This window comes from Celeribacter halophilus, from assembly GCF_018860305.1.
Taxonomy (GTDB): domain Bacteria; phylum Pseudomonadota; class Alphaproteobacteria; order Rhodobacterales; family Rhodobacteraceae; genus Celeribacter; species Celeribacter halophilus_A.
Window position 1 is genome coordinate 263,170 of the sequence record NZ_JAHKPE010000040.1, and the last position, 18,846, is coordinate 282,015.

The following is an 18,846-nucleotide window of genomic DNA, read 5'->3' on the forward strand; positions in this document are numbered from 1 at the left end:
AGAGGGGCTTGCCGTAGACGGTTGCCCCTTGAGGCGCACGGCGTTTCCTTTGTGCCGGAAATACTCAGATCACACCGATCTCGGCCAATGTCTGCGCCAGTTCGGGGGGCAGTTCCGGCTCCTGCGCACGGCCTCGGGGCAGATCGGCAGGGGCGTCCTCCGGCTTGAGATAGCGCCAGCCCTGAAACGGGCGGCGTTGCGCGTTTTGCGTGCGGATGAGCGGGGCGGACAACAGGATGCGACAGCGCCGCACGCCGTCCTCGCCAATGACTTCTTCAAGTCCGACAATCTCCTGACGGGCCTGAACCACGCCCTTGATCACCCAGTAAAGCGAGCCGCCTTGCAGCAGCTTGTCTTCCTGTTTCGGCCACATGCGGGTGACATGGCCACGAATACCGCCGGGGGCGGCTTCGATATAGGCGTTCAGTTCTTCGAAAGAGTCGATTCCGACGCAAAGTTTGACGAGATTGATGTGGTTGGCCATAGGCGCACTCTAAAGCGAATTTGGGGGAAGCTGAAACAGCTTTGCTGAAAAACGTCATCACAAGATCTGGATGCGCTCTGCCTTCATACGAAACATGGTGCAAAACCCGCGCTCAAAGCTCCGGTCTGTCCTATAGTTCCGCGTCCCGCCTGACATAGGTGGCAAGCCCCTTGAGCCACTGGCGCAGGGGGGCTAGGTCGAAGGCCTCCAGCCGGTCAAGATCGTCACAGGCGGCAGAAAGCCTGTCGGACCACGCCCGCCGTTCGGACGCCGCATGTTCGGGCAGGGGCAGGGTTTCGGCAGCCATAAGCATTTGCTGCAATTCCCTGACACTCCGCATTTTGCGAAAGGCTTCCATCATCGGACCGGTCATTGCGGAGTGCTGTTGCCAGTTCTCGGTGAAAAGCGCCGTCACCCTTTGCCCCGCGCCGAGACAGTCAAACGCAACGCAGCCCTTGTAGCCCTTTTGCGCCAGATCGGCGTGGATGGAGCACGAGGTCCCCGCCAGCCGGTGACAGGGCACACCCGCGGCTTTGTCATGGGCAAACATGTCGCCTGCGTCAAAGGCCAGCGCGAGACAGCATAGCGCGGCGCAATTCGGGCAATCTGGGGCAAACTCCGTGGTCATGGGGTCATTTGACGGCAAAAGCGCGCCGGATCAATGCCAAAAACACGGGAGGGCCGGACATGAAAAAAGGCGGCCCGCTTTGTGCGCGCCGCCCTGTTTTCTTTGCCGGGAAAATACTCGGATCAGAGAATTTCAACCAGCTCGATAGCAAAGGTCAGGTCTTCGCCGGCGAGGCGGTGATTGGCGTCGAGCGTCACTTCCTCTTCGGTGATTTCCACGACCGTGACGGGGATCACCTGACCTTGGGGGCTCTGCATCTGAAGCTGGAGACCAACTTCGAGCGGAATCTCGGCAGGGATCTGTGCGCGCGGCACGGCTTGTTGGGCGTCGGCGTGACGCTGGCCATAGGCTTCGTCAGCCACGGCAACGATGGTTTTCTTTTCGCCAACGGTCATGCCTGGCAGGTGCTTGTCCATGCCCGGAATGATCTGGCCGGAGCCAACAGTGAATTCGAGAGGGTCGCGGCCTTCGGAGCTGTCAAAGACAGTGCCGTCGGACAGGGTGCCGGTGTAGTGAATACGAACTTTGTCGCCCGATTTAACTTCGGTCATAAAACGTCCTAACTTTTCGGGGTGAATTTCGGGGCTGCGCTTCTTACGCAGGTGCCCGTTGCGATTGGCTATGAGGATAAGCTCTGATTCGGCATTTGCAACCCGAAGGCCGGAAAAAGCGCAGGAAAAGCGCCTGTGTTGCGCGGTTTCAGGAGGAATATCCGTCGGCCCCTGTTCGGAAGGCGTCAGAACCACTGACCGGGCTCCATCAGGCCAAGGTCGAGCAACTGCTGGCTGTGCCATTCGAATTCGACGGAATTGTGCCACATGAAGCTCTCGATATCATAGGTCGATCCGGCATTGCTTTTCAGGGCCTTGGCGGTGCGGAATGATACGATGGAGGCGGTCAGGTTGTGGTGCCACGGACAGGCGTAGGTGTTGTATTCCTCGTCGTTGAACAGATGCTCCTCGCTGAGTTTCAGACCCTTTCTGGCCTTGAAAATCGCGATCCGGTCGATGCGGCGGCGGTGGTGGGGGATGTGTTCTTCAAACCGCCATCTCAGCCCGCCGAAAAAGTCGAGCTGGCGGTCTTTTTGCTGCCCGTCGGCATCCGCGCGGCCCAAAGCGTAATAGCCCGAGCGGTCAAGATGGGCGTCTTCGAGGGAGACCGCGTTCGGATGTGCGCCAAGATCGCCAGCGTAGAGATCGACCACATAGGTGAGCATCGCGTCGCGGCGCTCTTCGGTGTGGAAGGTCAGCATATCCGTGATTGTGCGGGTCTCGCAGAAGGGGAAAAACAGGTATTCCCCGTTGTAGCAGTAATACAGCCAGATCCCCGGCGCGGCCTCGATGATCCGGTTTACGGCGGTGGAGAGCATCTCCGGCGCGCGGGTCGCGTAGCGGATGCGGTGGATTTTCAACTCCAGCCCTTCGGGCAGGCGGACCTCGTCAGGGGCAAAGAGAAGCACCTGTTTGAAGCCCAGAGACAGGTGGTGGCGCAGGGTCGTGTCGACTTCCACAAGGTCTTCAGCAAAGACCAGTGCAACCGGCCCTTTCAGAAGCGCGTCCTTGCCGTCTGTGAGAAAAGTGTCGAGGCTGTCGTACCGCATGAATATCCCTTACCGGAGCACTGTCCCCGTTCGCGGTAAAAAATGCATGAAGGGCAGGGGATTGCAAGGCAAAGGGAAACAGTTTCGCAACAAGACCTCCTGACCCGTGATGCTTGCCCTGTTGGGCCAGTTGCGTTAGGAGGGCGCTTTAATTCCCCATGATATGTGGACCCAAGCGATGTCCGAGACCAAGATCGACACCAAGGCAGGCGCCAAAAAGCTCTTTATCAAGACCTATGGTTGCCAGATGAATGTCTATGACAGCGAGCGCATGGCCGAAAGTCTCGGCGGGTCGGGCTATACGGAAGTGTCTTCGCCCGAAGAGGCGGACATGATCCTGTTGAACACCTGCCACATTCGCGAGAAGGCGGCGGAAAAGATCTATTCCGAGCTCGGGCGCTACAAGGATCTGAAACTGGCCAACCCCGATCTGAAGATCGGTGTGGCGGGCTGTGTGGCGCAGGCCGAGGGCGAAGAGATCATCCGGCGTCAGCCGATGGTCGATCTGGTTGTCGGCCCGCAAAGCTATCACAAACTGCCGCAGCTTGAGGCGAAGGCGGGCAAGGGCGTCAAGGCGCTCGACACCGATTTCCCCGAAGAGGACAAGTTCGAACATCTCAAGGCGCGCCCCAAGGCCAAACGCGCACCGGCGGCGTTTCTGACGGTGCAGGAAGGCTGCGACAAGTTCTGTGCCTTCTGCGTGGTGCCTTATACGCGCGGCGCGGAAGTGTCCCGTCCGGCGGAGCGTGTGCTTTCCGAGGCGCGCGATCTGGTGGAGCGTGGCGTGCGCGAGATCACCCTTCTGGGGCAGAATGTGAACGCCTATCACGGGGCAGGCGAGGGCGGAACATGGGGCCTTGCGCGTCTCATCCGCGAATTGGCCAAGGTTGACGGGCTGGAGCGCATCCGTTTCACCACCTCGCACCCGAACGATATGGAAGATGACCTGATCGCGGCGCACGGGGATTGCGACAAGCTCATGCCTTATCTGCATCTTCCCGTGCAGTCCGGTTCCGACCGTATTCTCAAGGCGATGAACCGCAAGCATACGGCAGAAGAGTATATCCGCCTGATTGAGCGTATCCGCGCCGCACGGCCCGACATTGCCATGTCCGGCGATTTCATTGTCGGCTTTCCCGGCGAGACGGATCAGGATTTCGAGGACACGATGAACCTCGTGCGCGAAGTCGGTTATGGTTCCGCCTATTCGTTCAAATATTCACCGCGTCCGGGGACACCTGCGGCGGAGAAGGACGACAAGATGGTGGATGCCGATGTCGCCTCCGAACGTCTCTACCGCTTGCAAGAGCTCATCACCGAGCAGCAACGCGCCTTTCAGGATGCCATGATCGGGCGCGAAGTTTCGGTCCTGTTTGAACGCAAGGGGCGGCTCGCCGGTCAGATGGTTGGAAAATCCGAGTATCTTCATGCGGTTCACGTCACTGACGACGTGGCTGTGGGCGAGATTGCGCGGGTGAGAATCATCGAAAGCGGACCGAATTCTCTGGCGGGTGTTGTGCTGCGCTGACCTGTGAAGGTGACGTAGGGGCAAAAATATTTTCGACTGCACCTTGTTCTGGAAACAATTTTAGCTAAGGTTTGATTTCGTTGAAATTTGAGACACAATATCTGGTGTTTTTCCTTCACAAAGCACCAAATTTTGCTATCTTTCAGCCACAATCTTAGTGAGTAGGACGCTGGCAGCTTATGGCTGTGGGGGCGATTATGGGCGGTCTGAAAATGTGTACATTTGGGGGACGGAAAACGTGACCATCGAATTTCTCAAAACAGGCCGGAAAGGCCGGGCCGTATTTGCCTTAGTGGCAAGTGCGGGATTGGCTCTCGCAACTATGGGGGCCGCGCCGTTGCAGGCACAGACCCGTGTTCAGGGCGAAAACTACACACCGACCATCTGGATTGATCCGGACGGGTGCGAACATTGGGTGATGGATGATGGTGCCGAAGGGTATATGGACCTGAAGCTTGACCGTCAGGGTCGTCCGACCTGCCATCCGGTCAGAAGCTGTGCGGTGATGCCCTCCGACCAGCTTTTCGCCACAGATAAATATGCCATCTCTGCGGCCGGACGCAAACGTCTGACCGAGTTCTTCCGGAAAGCGGGCGCGACGGCCTATATCATCATCGGTCACACCGACAGCCGCGCTTCTGACGAATACAACATGCGTCTGAGCTACAACCGCGCCAATGCGGTGGCCAAAGTGGCACGCAAGACCGGCGCCTATGTTGCCGATGTGCGCGGCTATGGTGAACGGATGCCGAAAGCCTCGAACGCCACAGCGGCCGGTATGCAGCAAAACCGCCGCGTCGAAATTCTGTGTATCAAGTGAGGAGAGAGACGATGAATGTAGTGAAAACCCTCGCCCTTCTCGCTGTTGCCGGAAGCTTGTCTGCCTGTGAAACAGGGTTCATGGAAGTCCCGAAAAAGGACAAGACCGTGGATCGCGGTTTCGACACGAAGCATCTCTCGAAGCTTGAGGCCGGTATCTGGATCGACCCGCAAGGCTGTGATCACTGGATCATTGACGATGGCGTCGAAGGTTATCTTAGCGCGCGCGTCGACAAATACGGCAAACCGGTCTGTTCCGGTACTGCCGCGCCGAATACGGCGGTTGGTCCCTATAAAAAGGGAACGACGATTTCCGACCCGATCTAAGCCGGATTTTTACCTTGAATTTCAACGGCCATCCCGCTGTGGGTGGCCGTTTTCGTTTGATTGTTTTTTAGGCGATTTGTGGATGGGGTGGCGGGGTTGTGCTGAGCGCGAGGTGAAGATTTAGTGTCTGTGCTTGCCAGAACCGCAATCCCTTGGCACCATGAGAGGAAGAACCATCACCAGAGTCGGACCAGAACCGGAGAAACTATTTGGGCCTGAGCGCGTTGACACCCCCGAAATCGCAGGACGCAGTCCACGAAACGCTTCTTGAATTTCATGACAACAGGTTGCTCATCGACCTGTGTGGTGAATTCGATAGAAACCTCGCCCAGATAGAGCACAAGCTCGACGTTCAGATCGTCCGACGCGGCAATATGTTGTCTGTCATGGGAACAGGAAGCACACGCGGGCGTGCCGCTTCGGTGTTGCAGGATCTTTATTCCAAGCTCGAAGCCGGACGCGAGATCGAACCGGGCGATATTGATGGCATGATCCGGATGGGGGAGACCCCTGCCGACAAGGGCTTGCCGGGCGACCAGATGGAAATGTTCCGTGGCGGGGATGTGGAGATCAAGACCCGCAAAAAGCTCATCGAGCCGCGCACCGAGGCGCAAAAGGCCTATGTGCAGAACCTGTTCAAGAACGAGATGGCCTTTGGCATCGGGCCTGCGGGCACGGGGAAGACCTATCTGGCCGTGGCGGTGGGCGTGAATATGCTCATCAACGGCCATGTCGACAAGATCATCCTGTCGCGCCCAGCGGTGGAAGCGGGCGAGCGGTTGGGTTTTCTGCCCGGCACGCAGGACGAGAAAGTCGATCCCTATATGCAGCCGCTTTATGACGCGCTGAATGATTTCATTCCGGCCAAGCAACTGGCCAAGATGAAAGAGGAAAAGACCATCGAGATCGCGCCGCTGGCCTTTATGCGCGGTCGCACCCTCAGCCGCGCTTTTGTGGTGTTGGACGAGGCGCAGAACTCCACCACCATGCAGATGAAGATGTTCCTGACCCGTTTGGGCGAAGGTTCGCGCATGGTCATCACCGGCGACCGCTCACAGGTCGATCTGCCGCGCGGGGTGCCTTCGGGCCTGCGCGACGCCGAACGCATCCTCGCAGGTGTGCCGAATATTGCCTTTAACTACTTCACCTCGAAAGATGTGGTGCGACATCCGCTTGTCGCCGCGATCATCGAGGCCTATGAGTCCGACGAAGCGCAGTAACCGCTCCGGAGGGCTTATGGCCATAGATGTGATCATTGAAGATCCGCGCTGGGAAGACGCGGGGCTGGAGGCGCTGGTGGCGCGGGCCGTTGATGCGTTTTGTGCTCGCGTGGGTCTTGAGGTCGATCTCTGCGAAGGCTCTGTTCTGGCTTGCGATGATGCGCGGATCAAAGTGCTCAACGCGGATTTTCGCGAGAAAGACAAAGCCACCAATGTCCTGTCGTGGCCCGCAGACGAGCGCGCCACACCGGAGGAGCGCCCGCCCTTGCCCGCGCCGTCATTCGACGGGATGATCGAACTGGGCGATATCGCGATTTCCTACGACACCTGCGCGCGCGAAGCCGAGGCCGCAGATAAGCCGATGGCCGAGCATGTCACCCATTTAATTATTCATGGTTTATTACATCTGTTGGGTTATGATCACATTTCCGACCGCGATGCCGAAATTATGGAAGCTACAGAGGTCGAAATACTTGCAACCTTGGGTCTAGAGGACCCATATTAGGCGAACGGCCGCGTTTGGGCCGCGTGATTTTGGAAAGGACGCATGGGCGATACAGAGCCTGGGTCTTCTATGGCAGCGCAGAGCGCGCCAGCGGACCCCATAAGTAGAACGCAGAGCCACTCGAATCGGGCCGGAAAATTTTCCAATGGTTGGTTCGATCGTCTCAGGTCTGTGTTTTCCTCCAAACCCGACAAGACACCGACAATCGCCGATACACCGGCACCCGCCGCGCAGGTCCCGCCTGCGCAGCGTCCCGGCATGGTCAACCTGCGCCGTATGCGTGTGGATGATGTCGCTGTGCCGAAAGCCGATATTGTGGCGGTGCCTTGCGATATCAAAATGGATGATCTGGTAAAGGTCTTCCGTGAAAGCGGCATGACCCGCCTTCCGGTCTATAACGGCACTTTGGACACGCCCGTGGGGCTTGTGCATTTGAAAGATGTCGCGCTGGGATACGGATTCAACGGCAAGGGGGCCAAGCAGTTCGATCTCAACGCAATGCTACGCCCGCTGATCTATGCGCCGCCCTCCATGCCCATCGGTATCCTGTTGCAGAAGATGCAGTCGGACCGGATGCATATGGCGCTGGTGATTGATGAATACGGTGGTGTGGACGGTCTGGTGACGCTCGAAGATCTGGTCGAACAGGTCATTGGTGAAATCGAAGACGAACATGATGTCGACGAGGATGTGTTCTGGACACAATCCGCGCCGGGCGTGTTCATTGCCCAAGCTAAGGCTCCGCTCGAAGAGTTCGAAGCCGCCATCGGATTGCGACTGGCCGACGAGGATGACGAGGAAGAAATCGACACGCTCGGCGGTCTGGTCTTTTTGCTCTCGGGGCGCGTGCCCGCGCGTGGCGAGGTGATCCCGCATCCGACCGGCACCGAGTTCGAGGTGATTGACGCCGACCCGCGCCGGATCAAACGGCTGCGCGTGCGTCTGCCTTCCGCCGTCAAACCGAAACTTGATGCCTGATCTTATGGCGCGCCGCTGGTCCCGTCTTGCGCGTCATGCGACACGTCCCCGCCTCACGGCCTTTGCGGCGGGGCTGTGTATCGCGGCGGGGCAGGCCCCCTTGGGGCTTTGGCCCGTGGCGCTTCTGGGCCTAGCTTTGGCGGCGCGTGTATGGCTTGGAGCGCAGGGTGCGCGTCAGGCGGCCTTTCTGGGCTGGCTCATCGGCTTTGCGCATTTTCTCTTTGCCCTCAACTGGATCGTGAATCCCTTTCTGGTCGAGCCTTGGCGACATGGCTGGATGATCCCCTTCGCCCTGTTTCTCATGGCAGGGGGGCTGGCACTGTTCTGGGCTTTGGCTTTCTGTATGGCAAAAATACTCAAATCCGGCCTGTCGGGACTGGCCGCAGTTTGGGGGGGTGCAGAGCTTGCGCGCGGTCATGTGTTCACGGGCTTTCCTTGGGCCATGCCGGGCTATATCTGGATCGATACGCCGGTGGCACAGCTTGCTGCGCTGATCGGGCCCTATGGCCTGACCATGCTGGGCTTTGCCTTCGCCGCGCTTCTGGCCTTCGCGGCGCAGCGCCGGTCTGTCCGGCTGGTGGGGATGTCCCTTAGCCTGTTCGCTCTGGTCTGGGCCGGTGGGGCCTATCGCGAGGCGCAGCCTCTCCCCGAAAAGACAGGGTATAACATCCGCGTGGTGCAACCCAATGCGCCGCAGCATCTCAAATGGGATCCGGATTATATCCCCGTGTTCTACAACCGTGCGCTTGAGTTGACCAAGGGTGCGGGTGAGGCACCGGCCGATCTGGTGATCTGGCCGGAAACGTCGGTCGCCGCGCCGCTTTATGCCGCGGGGTCCTACCTCGAAGAGATCGCACAGACAGCCGCGCCCGCCCGTGCCATTGTCGGGCTGAACCGCGTTGACGGGATGCAGGGCTATAACAGCGCCGTTTTGCTGGATGAAACGGGGCAGGTTGTCGAGACCTATGACAAACACCACCTCGTGCCCTTCGGAGAATACATGCCCTTGCCCGGTCTGCTGGAGCGGATCGGCCTGCGGGCCTTCACCGCCAAGAACGGCTACGGCTATTCCGCAGGTCGTGGGCCGCATCTTTTCGATACGGGGGGCTTGGGGCACGCCTTGCCGCTGATTTGCTACGAGGCGATTTTCCCGCGTGACTTGCGCACACAAGAGCGGCCCGACTGGCTTTTGCAAATGACCAATGATGCGTGGTTCGGCGGGTTTTCCGGCCCGCAGCAGTCGCTTGTGCAGGCGCGGTTCCGTGCGATCGAGATGGGGCTGCCGATGGTGCGTGCCGCCAATACAGGGGTCTCGGCGCTTGTCGATGCGCGCGGGGGCATGATCGCGCAGATCCCGCTGGGCCGCTCCGGTGCCTTCACCGAGGCGCTGCCCTCTGCCTTGCCCGAAACACCCTATGCGCGGCTTGGGGAACTGTCTGTTTGGGTAATGTTAACTCTGCTTGTGATAGGCGGTTGGGGGACAGCCCGACTGACCCGTGACAGAAAAACAGATTGACCCTCCCCCGTGAGGGTCTATATCGCTGACTAATCAACGGCCCGCACAACGGCTTCCTGACGTGTGGGCGACATAACCCAATGGAGCACGACCCCCTATGTCCCGCAAAGACTACGTATTCACCTCGGAATCTGTTTCCGAGGGCCACCCGGATAAGGTCTGTGACCGTATCTCCGATGCTGTCCTTGATGCCCTGATCTCAGAAGAACCCGAAGCGCGGGTCGCCTGCGAGACCTTCGCCACCACAAACCGCGTGGTGATCGGGGGAGAAGTGGGCCTGTCCGATCAGGACAAGCTGCACGACTATATGGGGAAGATTGACGGTATCGTGCGCGATTGCGTGCGCGACATCGGCTACGAGCAGGACAAGTTCCATTGGAAGACGCTGGAGCTCACGAATCTCCTGCACGAACAGTCCGCCCATATTGCCCAAGGTGTCGATGCCGCCGACAACAAGGACGAGGGCGCGGGCGATCAGGGGATCATGTTCGGCTTTGCCACCAATGAGACCGAGGCGATGATGCCCGCTCCGATCCAGTTCTCCCATGCGATTCTGCGTCGTCTGGCCGAGGTGCGCAAGAATGGCACGGAGCCGATGCTTGGCCCTGACGCCAAGGCACAGCTTTCCGTGCGTTATGCGGATGGCAAGCCGGTCGAAGTCAGCTCGCTTGTCCTGTCGACCCAGCACCTTGACGAAAACCTGACCTCCGATGATGTGCGCGCGATTGTGGCGCCTTATATCGAAGAAGTGCTGCCCGAAGGCTGGCTCACGGCGAATACGGTCTGGCACGTCAACCCGACGGGCAAGTTCGTCATCGGCGGACCTGACGGAGATGCGGGCCTGACGGGGCGCAAGATCATTGTCGACACCTATGGCGGGGCCGCACCGCACGGGGGCGGGGCATTCTCCGGCAAGGATCCGACCAAGGTGGACCGTTCCGCGGCCTATGCCGCGCGCTATCTGGCGAAAAACGTGGTGGCTGCGGGTCTGGCCGATAAGGCGACGATCCAGCTCAGCTATGCCATCGGTGTGGCGGCGCCCCTGTCGATCTATGCGGATTTCCACGGCACAGGCAAAATCGACGAGGCGCTGATCGAGGCCGCGATCCCGCAGGTCATGGATCTGACTCCGCGCGGCATCCGCACCCATCTCTCGCTCAACAAACCGATCTACCAGCGCACGGCGGCCTACGGGCACTTTGGCCGCGCTCCTGAAGCCGATGGCGGCTTTAGCTGGGAGCGCACCGATCTGGCCGAAGCGTTGAAAAGCGCGATCTGAATGCAACATGGGGCGTGCGCAGAGCCGTGCGCCTCATCGCTTCAAGAGTGAAGCTCGGCACGTTGCATTGTGTTTTCACGGCTTTCTTGGCAAAAGCCCCGCTTGAACAAAACAGGGTTTCCCATGTCCGACGATCAAACGCACGACTCTGACGCCAACAAGACTGCTCACGCCTCCGGTGCGCCATGGCGCAATTTCTATGGCCGCATCCACGGCAAGACGCTCAATCAGGCGCAAAAGGTCTATCTCGAAGAAGACCTGCCGCGGCTGGCTCCCGGACCGGTGAGCTGGGAGGAAAACCCCGAGCGGGTAAAGCTTGATCTGGTCGAGCGGTTCGGCGGCAAACCTGTCTGGCTCGAAGTGGGGTTCGGCGCAGGGGAGCATCTGATCCATATGGCGCAGAGCTATCCCGATGTCGCGATCATCGGCTGTGAACCCTATGTGAACGGGGTGGCCTCCTGTCTCGGACATATGCGCCGCTTGGGCGGTCTGGACAATGTGGCGATCCATGCCGGCGATGCGCGTGACCTGTTCGACGTGCTGCCGGACGAGAGCATCGAGAAAGCCTTTCTCAACTATCCCGACCCCTGGCCCAAAGCCCGTCACCACCGGCGGCGTTTCGTCACTCAGGAACATCTTGCGCCGCTCTACCGTGTACTTGAAACCGGCGCGGAATTCCGTGTGGCGACCGATATTCCCGACTATGTGCGGCAGACGATGGAAGAAGTGCCACGCGCGGGATTCGAATGGCTGGGCGAGAGTGCGGAAGACTGGCGCAAGCCGTGGGCCGACTGGTTCTCGACACGTTATGAGAAAAAGGCGATCCGCGAAGGCCGCACGCCCCATTACATGACCTTTCGCAAGCGGTGAGCGTGGTCTGAGTATTTTCGCCACAAAGGAGACTGCCGGATAGACCGTTTGCGTTGCTTGCGGTATCAGGGCGGTCAGAAATGTGAGGAGAGCAACATGTCCAGCCACGGCACCCCGATCCCGATGACAGCGCGCAAGAGCGGGCCTTTGAAAGGCACGGCAGCGGTGCCCGGTGACAAATCCATCTCGCATCGCGCGCTGATTTTTGGCGCTATGGCGGTGGGGGAGACACGGATCACCGGACTTCTTGAGGGCGAAGATGTGCTCGACACCGCCAAGGCGATGCAGGCGCTGGGTGCGGATGTGGTGCGCGAAGGGGCAGGGGAGTGGACTGTTCATGGGGTGGGCGTCGGCGGCTTTACCGAGCCCGAAGATGTGATCGACTGTGGCAACTCCGGCACGGGCGTGCGGCTCATTATGGGCTGCGTGGCGACCTATGATTTCTGCACGACATTTACCGGCGACGGTTCTTTGCGCAAACGGCCGATGGCGCGGGTGACCGATCCTCTGGCGCTGTTCGGTGCGCGTGCTGTCGGGCGCTCTGGCGGGCGGTTGCCGCTGACCCTTGTGGGGGCGGCGGAGCCTGTGCCGGTGGAATATGAAACCCCTGTGCCCTCCGCGCAGGTGAAATCCGCCGTGTTGTTTGCGGGACTAAACGCGCCGGGCAAAACTGTGGTGATCGAGAAAGAGGCCACGCGGGACCATACGGAGCGGATGCTCGCGGGGTTCGGTGCGGAGGTTGTGACCGAGACCACGCCGGAGGGCTATAACAAGATCACGCTGACAGGGCGGCCCGAATTGACGCCGCAAGAGGTGGCCGTGCCGCGCGATCCGAGCTCGGCGGCGTTTCCGGTCTGTGCGGCGCTCATTGTCGAAGGCTCGGAGATTTTCGTGCCCGGCGTGAGCCAGAACCTGACGCGCAACGGGCTGTACACCACGCTGGTGGAGATGGGGGCGGATATTGCCTTCGAGAACCCGCGTGAGGAAGGCGGCGAGCCGGTTGCCGATTTGCGGGTGAAATATTCCAAACTCAAAGGCATCGAGGTGCCGCCGGAACGGGCCGCTTCGATGATTGACGAATATCCGGTTCTCTCGGTGGTGGCGGCATTTGCCGAGGGCACCACCGTCATGAAAGGCGTCAAGGAGTTGCGGGTGAAAGAATCTGACCGCATCGACGCGATGGCGCGCGGGCTTGAGGCGTGCGGCGTGGAGGTCGAAGAGGACGAGGACACGCTGATTGTGCACGGCTGTGGTGCGCAAGGTGTCAAAGGGGGCGCGACCTGTGCCACCCATATCGACCACCGGATCGCCATGTCCTTCCTCGTTCTGGGGATGGCGGCGCAAGAGCCGGTCACGGTGGATGACGCCAGTCCCATTGCCACGTCGTTTCCGGTTTTTGAAAAATTAATGACCGATCTGGGCGCTGATGTGAAACGCAACAACTGAGGGCTTGACCTCGCGCGCGCAAAGAGTCAGCGTGTGCTCCCCTCAGGAGGAAAAAACATGAGTTTCTGCATCGCGATTGATGGTCCTGCCGCCGCCGGAAAAGGCACGATTTCCAAAGCTGTCGCGCAACATTTCGGCTTTGCCCATCTCGATACGGGCCTGTTGTATCGTGCGACGGGCGCAAAAACCTTTGAAGGTCTCTCGCCGATTGAAGCGGCGCAAACCCTGACGGCACAGGATCTGGAGCGTGATGACCTGCGCTCGGCGGATGCGGGACAGGCCGCCTCACGGGTGGCTGCGGAGCCGGCTGTGCGCGAGGCGTTGGTGGATTTCCAGCAGGCCTTTGCCCGCCGCGAGGGCGGTGCGGTTCTCGACGGGCGTGACATTGGCACGGTGATCTGTCCGGATGCCGAGGTGAAGCTCTATGTGATTGCCTCCGACGAGGTGCGTGCGCGCAGACGGCATAAGGAACTGGTGGAAAAGGGCGAGGAGATCACCTTTGAAGAGGTGCTCGACGATCTGCGCGAACGTGACGAGCGTGACGCGGCACGGGCCACGGCTCCGCTGAAGCCCGCCGAGGATGCGGTTGTGATTGACACTACTTCGATGAGCATCGAGCAGGCCGTGGCGAAAGTCATTGAACTGATCGAGGCCAAGCTGGGATGACGGCGAAGCTCGTCCTGCATCTGCCCGATCACGAGCGGGCGGCTCTGGAGGCGGGCAAGATGTCGTCGCTTTACCCGCGTCTCAAGCGGATGATCGAGCGGCGTGGCGGCACGGTGGAGATCGCGCCACGGTTCCCGCCGGTTGCGCCGGATGGCAATCTGCATGTGGTGGACAATGCCCGCAAGCCCCACAAGGATGTGTTGATCGCGGCGCTGGCCTATCTGGACGGGTGTTGGCATCTTGATCCGAAGGGTGTGCTGGCGGACAGTTCCATAGCGATGCGCAGCTTTGTGCCCGAGGCAATAGATGCGCTTGAGGCGGAGCGCTATGTCGCGGCGCTGAAGGCGCGTTTCTCCGAGCAGCGCAACTCGCGGTATCATCAGAAGAAAGCCGTGGAAGAGATCGACCCCGAGGGCATCGTCATCTTTCTGCAAGGCCCGCCGCCCTATCGTCGGGGGCACGCCTATATGAGCCGCGACGAGATGATCCGCACGGTTCTGGAGGGTGCGGACGGGCGGCCGGTCTATGTCAAACCCCACCCGCTTCGCAAAGAGGAGGGGGTGAAGGCGATCAAGGAGATGAAGGCGGCGGGATACAGGCCGATCAAGACCAACGCCAATGTGCATGACCTGTTGAGGCAGGCGGCGGTGACGGTGTCGGCCAATTCGGCCGCGTCGATAGAAGGGTTTCTGCACGGCACGCCGACGCTGCTCTTTGCCCGCGCCGATTTCGATCAGGTCGCAGAGGTGGTAAAAACACCGGAAGACTTCGCGGCGGCGCTTGCGCGGGCCGTGGGGCAAAAGCGCGACTACACAAAGTTTCTCTACTGGTATTTCTCGCAATGCCTGTGGCTGGACGATCCGGCGTTCGAGGCCAATGTGCTGGCGCGTTTTGCGGATATGGGGTTTCCGCCAGAGCGCCTCGGTTTGGATATGTCGTAAACAACCCCTTGCGCCCGCCACCCAGAGAGATGCGCAAGGGGGGGGATGTGCGCAAGGGGGTGGCCGGAAATATGGGTTTGTCGCGGGGGGTCGCCATGCATATGGTGCGGCAAACGCACATATACCAATATACCAAGGATTCCTGATGTTCCTCGACAAGCTCGACTGGCGCTATGCCGCAAAGAAAATGGACCCGTCCAAACCGGCGGATGAGGCCAAGGTGGCACAGATCGTCGAAGCCATCCGCATGACGCCGACCTCTTCCGGCCTGCAACCTTTCCACCTGTTTGTGATCCGCAACAAGGATCTGCGCGAAAAGCTCAAGGCGGCGTCTTTCGGGCAGGAACAGATTACGGACGGTTCGCATCTTCTGGTTTTTGCGGCCTATGACAATTACGATGATGCGCGCATTGATGCGGTGGTCGACCATCACGCCGCAGAACGTCCGGGCACGCGCGAGGCGTTGGATGCCTATTACAGCCGTTTGAAATCGCTCTACCTGTCGCGGGACGGGCATGAAAATTTCGAACATGCCGCCCGTCAGGTCTATATCGCATTGGGCTTTGCTCTGGCGGCGGCAGCCGAGTTGGAGGTCGACAGCACGCCGATGGAGGGTTTCGATCCCGCACAGTTCGACGCGATCCTCGGGCTTGAGGACAAAGGCCTCAAATCCGTTGTGGCGCTGGTGCTGGGGACGCGTGACGTGGAGGGCGACTGGCTGGCCTCGCTCAAAAAGGTCCGCAAACCTGCCTATGAGATGGTGACGGACCTGAACTGATCCGGTTCCGGCAGAAGGCCCGAACCGCCAGATGAGCCGAAGACCGCATGTTCGGCGGGCTCATCTGGCGGCTGGGAATGGTCAGATTTTGATGACGATTGTCACTTTGATTGACCAGTCCTGCTCTTTTCCTGCGGCGGTGATCAGGGTTTTGCCCTCGCTCAGGCCCTTCCCGTAGGCTTTGCGGACGGCTGTGACGATTTCGCCGTTGAATTTGAATTCGGGGAATTCCTTGGATAGGCGTGCTTCGAGTTCCTTGCCGAGGAGTGTCGGGCGGTCTTCGGGGGCCGCTTTGTTGATCGCGGTAACGGACAGGTCCTGAACATTCACTTTGCCGCCGCCACCGCCGCCTGCGATGGCTCCGACAGCGATGATGGCCCCGAGGCCGAGGGCAAGTGGGCCCGCCGCACCAAGGGCAGCGCCAGCAACGGGGGTGAAGCCCTCTTTTCCTGCTGCGAGAGCGGGGAGGGCGAAGGCGCTTGAAACAACAGCGGCAGCGCCCGTTGTGAGGAAAGTGCGTTTTGAGATGTTCATATCAAGTCGTTCCTAAATTATGTTTTTTGTCCCGATACGCTTTCACAGTGGGCGAGGTTATACAAAAGCAAAGCACGTCGATCCGCCTGTTATCCGATAACATGCGCGCTTGAGGCACATTGTCTTGCCAATCAAGGGGTTTTCCCCTATACGCGCGCTTGTCTGACGACCGTAAAGAGTCGCGGGCATGGGTGAGCAGGGCCAGAAGATCTCCAGCATGGAAATCTCCGGCCCTTCTTGTTTGTGTTTTCACCCTGTCCTTCGGTGCTTTGAGAGCGATCCCAGACGTCAATGAAATCAAGACCGGCGGAGACAACCGCATGGCCCGCATAAATGTATGAAAAGGAATCTAGAGACCACATGGCTCAGAACGTATCTATGGAGGACTTCGAAGCCCTTCTGAATGAAAGCTTCGAAATTGACACACCCGCTGAAGGGTCTGTCGTAAAAGGCAAAGTGATCGCTATTGAAGCAGGTCAGGCCATCATCGACGTCGGCTACAAAATGGAAGGCCGCGTTGATCTTAAAGAATTCGCAAACCCGGGTGAGGCTCCTTCCGTTGCTGTTGGCGACGAAGTTGAAGTGTTCCTCGACCGTGTTGAAAACGCCCGTGGCGAAGCGGTTATCTCCCGCGATAAAGCCCGTCGTGAAGAAGCATGGGACCGTCTCGAAAAAGCCTACGCATCCGAAGAGCGCGTCGAAGGCGCCATCTTTGGCCGCGTCAAAGGCGGTTTCACGGTCGATCTGGGCGGCGCGGTTGCGTTCCTTCCGGGTTCCCAAGTCGACGTGCGCCCCGTGCGCGATGCTGGCCCGCTCATGGGTCTCAAGCAGCCGTTCCAAATCCTCAAGATGGACCGTCGCCGTGGCAACATCGTTGTATCGCGTCGTGCGATCCTCGAAGAGTCCCGTGCGGAACAGCGCGCTGAAGTTATCGGCAACCTGCACGAAGGTCAGGCTGTTGACGGTGTTGTCAAAAACATCACCGAATACGGTGCCTTTGTGGACCTCGGCGGTGTCGACGGTCTGTTGCACGTCACCGACATGGCATGGCGTCGCGTGAACCACCCGTCCGAAATCCTCTCCATCGGCGAGACGATCAAGGTTCAGGTGATCAAGATCAACAAAGAGACCCACCGTATCTCCCTCGGCATGAAACAGCTGCAGGACGATCCTTGGGATTCTGTTGAAGCCAAATATCCGCTCGAAACCGTTCACACGGGCCGCGTGACCAACATCACCGACTACGGTGCGTTCGTCGAGCTGGAACCGGGCGTCGAAGGTCTTGTCCACGTTTCCGAAATGTCCTGGACCAAGAAAAACGTCCATCCGGGCAAAATCGTCTCCACCTCGCAAGAAGTGGAAGTCATGGTTCTCGAGATCGATCCGTCCAAGCGTCGTGTTTCTCTCGGCCTCAAACAAACCATGCGCAATCCGTGGGAACTCTTTGCCGAGACCCATCCGGAAGGCACCGTGGTCGAAGGCGAAGTCAAGAACATCACCGAATTCGGTCTGTTCGTCGGCCTGCCGGGCGACATCGACGGTATGGTTCACCTCTCCGACCTGTCCTGGGACGAGCGTGGCGAGGAAGCCATCCAGAACTACCACAAGAACGACGTGGTCAAAGCCGTTGTCACCGAAGTGGACGTGGAAAAAGAGCGTATCTCTCTCTCCATCAAAGCTCTGGACGACAGCTTCTCCGGTGCGGTTGAGGGCGTGAAACGCGGCTCCGTCGTGACCGTGACCGTGACTGCCATCGAAGACGGCGGGATCGAAGTGGAATATGAAGGCGCGAAATCCTTCATCCGTCGCTCCGACCTGTCCCGTGATCGTGCTGAACAACGCCCCGAGCGTTTCCAGATCGGCGATCACATCGATGTGCGCGTGACCAATGTGGATCAGAAAACCCGTCGTTTGGGTCTGTCCATCAAAGCACGCGAGATTGCCGAAGAAAAAGAAGCCGTTGCACAGTATGGCTCCTCCGACTCCGGCGCGTCCTTGGGCGATATCCTCGGCGCGGCTCTGAAGACCGGCGACGAGTAATCGCGACAGTCGATCAAAATCGGGAAAAGGCCTCGCATCTGCGGGGCCTTTTTCTTTGACCCATCCGCGCTTGAGCCGAGCGGGTCGGTGGGGGCTTCGGGGTCACTGGAACTTGTCGTGACTGGTCGCCTTGAACAGGGCATGAAAACCGAATCGCCGCAGATTTTGCCGCAATGCGGCACGAGGCGAGAGGGTGCCAAAATCGGAATTTGCACAGCGAAACCGGATTTTTGGGCGGAAAGTCAGCATATTAGGGGTAAAAAACCCGTGTCACGCCCCTATGAAACGCTTCCCCGGATCGCGATCCCATCCTATAGTCACTCTATAAATAGTCATGCGGGCTCATATCTCTCCGGCATGATCTGAGGACATAAACGCGCCTGAAATGTAAGGGGGAGCTTCAATGATTCGGTCTGAGTTGATCCAGAAGATCGCTGACGAAAATCCGCATCTTTACCAACGCGATGTGGAGCGTATCGTCAACACGATCTTTGAGGAAATCATCGAAGCGATGGCGCGCGGCGATCGGGTGGAACTGCGCGGATTTGGCGCCTTTTCCGTCAAGAAGCGCGATGCCAGAATGGGCCGCAACCCGCGCACGGGGGAAAGTGTTCCTGTCGAGGAAAAACATGTGCCGTTTTTCAAAACCGGGAAGCTCCTGCGCGACCGTCTGAACGAAGAATAAGG

General features: G+C 59.3%; 20 protein-coding genes and 1 riboswitch. Of the genes, 15 read left to right on the forward strand and 5 right to left on the reverse strand.

What is annotated here, in order from left to right; genetic code table 11:
• Positions 1–64: 64 nt before the first annotated feature.
• From KO492_RS18375 to KO492_RS18390, 4 genes are all read right to left on the reverse strand, one after another.
• Positions 65–484, reverse strand: a complete 420-nt coding sequence (locus tag KO492_RS18375; RefSeq protein WP_216046291.1) for a DUF1489 family protein — start codon at positions 482–484, stop codon at positions 65–67.
• Positions 485–614: 130 nt separating this feature from the next.
• Positions 615–1,112, reverse strand: a complete 498-nt coding sequence (locus KO492_RS18380) for a hypothetical protein (RefSeq protein ID WP_216046292.1) — start codon at positions 1,110–1,112, stop codon at positions 615–617.
• Between the two features lie 122 nt (positions 1,113–1,234).
• Positions 1,235–1,663: an FKBP-type peptidyl-prolyl cis-trans isomerase gene (locus KO492_RS18385; protein WP_066606941.1), complete on the reverse strand. Its 429-nt coding sequence runs from the start codon at positions 1,661–1,663 to the stop codon at positions 1,235–1,237.
• 185 nt (positions 1,664–1,848) lie between these two features.
• Entirely contained in the window at positions 1,849–2,712 is an 864-nt protein-coding gene (locus KO492_RS18390; RefSeq protein ID WP_216046293.1) for a hypothetical protein, read from the reverse strand.
• Between the two features lie 178 nt (positions 2,713–2,890).
• Between KO492_RS18390 and miaB the strand changes: the two genes are divergently transcribed.
• The 13 genes from miaB (at position 2,891) to KO492_RS18455 (ending at position 15,585) form a co-directional block, all read left to right on the forward strand.
• Positions 2,891–4,240, forward strand: a complete 1,350-nt coding sequence (miaB, locus tag KO492_RS18395) for a tRNA (N6-isopentenyl adenosine(37)-C2)-methylthiotransferase MiaB (protein WP_216046294.1) — start codon at positions 2,891–2,893, stop codon at positions 4,238–4,240.
• A 322-nt stretch (positions 4,241–4,562) separates the two neighbouring features.
• Positions 4,563–5,060, forward strand: a complete 498-nt coding sequence (locus tag KO492_RS18400; protein ID WP_082715433.1) for an OmpA family protein — start codon at positions 4,563–4,565, stop codon at positions 5,058–5,060.
• 11 nt (positions 5,061–5,071) lie between these two features.
• A complete protein-coding gene (locus tag KO492_RS18405; RefSeq protein WP_216046295.1) occupies positions 5,072–5,386 on the forward strand; it encodes a hypothetical protein in 315 nt (104 codons plus the stop codon).
• A 209-nt stretch (positions 5,387–5,595) separates the two neighbouring features.
• Positions 5,596–6,606 carry a PhoH family protein gene (locus KO492_RS18410; RefSeq protein WP_216046296.1) on the forward strand — a complete coding sequence of 337 codons (1,011 nt, stop codon included), beginning with the start codon at positions 5,596–5,598 and terminating at the stop codon, positions 6,604–6,606.
• 16 nt (positions 6,607–6,622) lie between these two features.
• A complete protein-coding gene (gene ybeY / locus KO492_RS18415; protein WP_216046297.1) occupies positions 6,623–7,111 on the forward strand; it encodes an rRNA maturation RNase YbeY in 489 nt (162 codons plus the stop codon).
• Positions 7,112–7,153: 42 nt separating this feature from the next.
• Positions 7,154–8,089, forward strand: a complete 936-nt coding sequence (locus KO492_RS18420) for a transporter associated domain-containing protein (RefSeq protein WP_216046298.1) — start codon at positions 7,154–7,156, stop codon at positions 8,087–8,089.
• Positions 8,082–9,605, forward strand: a complete 1,524-nt coding sequence (lnt, locus tag KO492_RS18425; RefSeq protein WP_252735610.1) for an apolipoprotein N-acyltransferase — start codon at positions 8,082–8,084, stop codon at positions 9,603–9,605. The genes KO492_RS18420 and lnt overlap by 8 nt, the downstream gene beginning before the upstream one ends.
• A 37-nt stretch (positions 9,606–9,642) precedes the next feature.
• Positions 9,643–9,693, forward strand: a riboswitch (SAM-SAH riboswitch).
• 9 nt (positions 9,694–9,702) lie between these two features.
• Positions 9,703–10,884 carry a methionine adenosyltransferase gene (gene metK, locus KO492_RS18430; protein ID WP_216046299.1) on the forward strand — a complete coding sequence of 394 codons (1,182 nt, stop codon included), beginning with the start codon at positions 9,703–9,705 and terminating at the stop codon, positions 10,882–10,884.
• A 123-nt stretch (positions 10,885–11,007) separates the two neighbouring features.
• Positions 11,008–11,754, forward strand: a complete 747-nt coding sequence (trmB, locus tag KO492_RS18435; protein WP_216046300.1) for a tRNA (guanine(46)-N(7))-methyltransferase TrmB — start codon at positions 11,008–11,010, stop codon at positions 11,752–11,754.
• Positions 11,755–11,850: 96 nt separating this feature from the next.
• Positions 11,851–13,200, forward strand: coding sequence for a 3-phosphoshikimate 1-carboxyvinyltransferase (aroA, locus tag KO492_RS18440; RefSeq protein ID WP_216046301.1), 1,350 nt, complete (start codon positions 11,851–11,853; stop codon positions 13,198–13,200).
• A 57-nt stretch (positions 13,201–13,257) separates the two neighbouring features.
• On the forward strand, positions 13,258–13,866 hold the full coding sequence (cmk, locus tag KO492_RS18445; RefSeq protein ID WP_216046302.1) for a (d)CMP kinase: 609 nt from the start codon (positions 13,258–13,260) through the stop codon (positions 13,864–13,866).
• Positions 13,863–14,807: a hypothetical protein gene (locus KO492_RS18450; protein WP_216046303.1), complete on the forward strand. Its 945-nt coding sequence runs from the start codon at positions 13,863–13,865 to the stop codon at positions 14,805–14,807. Before cmk ends, KO492_RS18450 begins: the two co-directional genes overlap by 4 nt.
• Positions 14,808–14,952: 145 nt before the next feature.
• Positions 14,953–15,585 (forward strand): NAD(P)H-dependent oxidoreductase, encoded by a 633-nt coding sequence (locus tag KO492_RS18455; protein WP_216046304.1) that lies wholly within the window; start codon positions 14,953–14,955, stop codon positions 15,583–15,585.
• 81 nt (positions 15,586–15,666) lie between these two features.
• Here KO492_RS18455 and KO492_RS18460 read toward each other — a convergent pair whose 3' ends face one another.
• Positions 15,667–16,119 (reverse strand): hypothetical protein, encoded by a 453-nt coding sequence (locus KO492_RS18460; RefSeq protein WP_216046305.1) that lies wholly within the window; start codon positions 16,117–16,119, stop codon positions 15,667–15,669.
• A gap of 360 nt (positions 16,120–16,479) precedes the next feature.
• Between KO492_RS18460 and rpsA the strand changes: the two genes are divergently transcribed.
• Complete coding sequence (gene rpsA, locus KO492_RS18465) at positions 16,480–18,159, forward strand: 30S ribosomal protein S1 (RefSeq protein WP_216046306.1); 1,680 nt, start codon at positions 16,480–16,482, stop codon at positions 18,157–18,159.
• 403 nt (positions 18,160–18,562) lie between these two features.
• Complete coding sequence (gene ihfB / locus KO492_RS18470; protein ID WP_066606989.1) at positions 18,563–18,844, forward strand: integration host factor subunit beta; 282 nt, start codon at positions 18,563–18,565, stop codon at positions 18,842–18,844.
• The last annotated feature ends 2 nt before the right edge of the window (positions 18,845–18,846 follow it).

Bases quoted from the DNA above. Each gene is read 5' to 3' on its own strand.
- KO492_RS18375 (WP_216046291.1), bottom strand. From the start codon at position 484: ATGGCCAACCACATCAATCTCGTCAAACTTTGCGTCGGAATCGACTCT.
- KO492_RS18380 (WP_216046292.1), bottom strand. From the start codon at position 1,112: ATGACCACGGAGTTTGCCCCAGATTGCCCGAATTGCGCCGCGCTATGC.
- KO492_RS18385 (WP_066606941.1), bottom strand. From the start codon at position 1,663: ATGACCGAAGTTAAATCGGGCGACAAAGTTCGTATTCACTACACCGGC.
- KO492_RS18390 (WP_216046293.1), bottom strand. From the start codon at position 2,712: ATGCGGTACGACAGCCTCGACACTTTTCTCACAGACGGCAAGGACGCG.
- miaB (WP_216046294.1), top strand. From the start codon at position 2,891: ATGTCCGAGACCAAGATCGACACCAAGGCAGGCGCCAAAAAGCTCTTT.
- KO492_RS18400 (WP_082715433.1), top strand. From the start codon at position 4,563: ATGGGGGCCGCGCCGTTGCAGGCACAGACCCGTGTTCAGGGCGAAAAC.
- KO492_RS18405 (WP_216046295.1), top strand. From the start codon at position 5,072: ATGAATGTAGTGAAAACCCTCGCCCTTCTCGCTGTTGCCGGAAGCTTG.
- ybeY (WP_216046297.1), top strand. From the start codon at position 6,623: ATGGCCATAGATGTGATCATTGAAGATCCGCGCTGGGAAGACGCGGGG.
- KO492_RS18420 (WP_216046298.1), top strand. From the start codon at position 7,154: ATGGGCGATACAGAGCCTGGGTCTTCTATGGCAGCGCAGAGCGCGCCA.
- lnt (WP_252735610.1), top strand. From the start codon at position 8,082: ATGCCTGATCTTATGGCGCGCCGCTGGTCCCGTCTTGCGCGTCATGCG.
- metK (WP_216046299.1), top strand. From the start codon at position 9,703: ATGTCCCGCAAAGACTACGTATTCACCTCGGAATCTGTTTCCGAGGGC.
- trmB (WP_216046300.1), top strand. From the start codon at position 11,008: ATGTCCGACGATCAAACGCACGACTCTGACGCCAACAAGACTGCTCAC.
- aroA (WP_216046301.1), top strand. From the start codon at position 11,851: ATGTCCAGCCACGGCACCCCGATCCCGATGACAGCGCGCAAGAGCGGG.
- cmk (WP_216046302.1), top strand. From the start codon at position 13,258: ATGAGTTTCTGCATCGCGATTGATGGTCCTGCCGCCGCCGGAAAAGGC.
- KO492_RS18450 (WP_216046303.1), top strand. From the start codon at position 13,863: ATGACGGCGAAGCTCGTCCTGCATCTGCCCGATCACGAGCGGGCGGCT.
- KO492_RS18455 (WP_216046304.1), top strand. From the start codon at position 14,953: ATGTTCCTCGACAAGCTCGACTGGCGCTATGCCGCAAAGAAAATGGAC.
- KO492_RS18460 (WP_216046305.1), bottom strand. From the start codon at position 16,119: ATGAACATCTCAAAACGCACTTTCCTCACAACGGGCGCTGCCGCTGTT.
- rpsA (WP_216046306.1), top strand. From the start codon at position 16,480: ATGGCTCAGAACGTATCTATGGAGGACTTCGAAGCCCTTCTGAATGAA.
- ihfB (WP_066606989.1), top strand. From the start codon at position 18,563: ATGATTCGGTCTGAGTTGATCCAGAAGATCGCTGACGAAAATCCGCAT.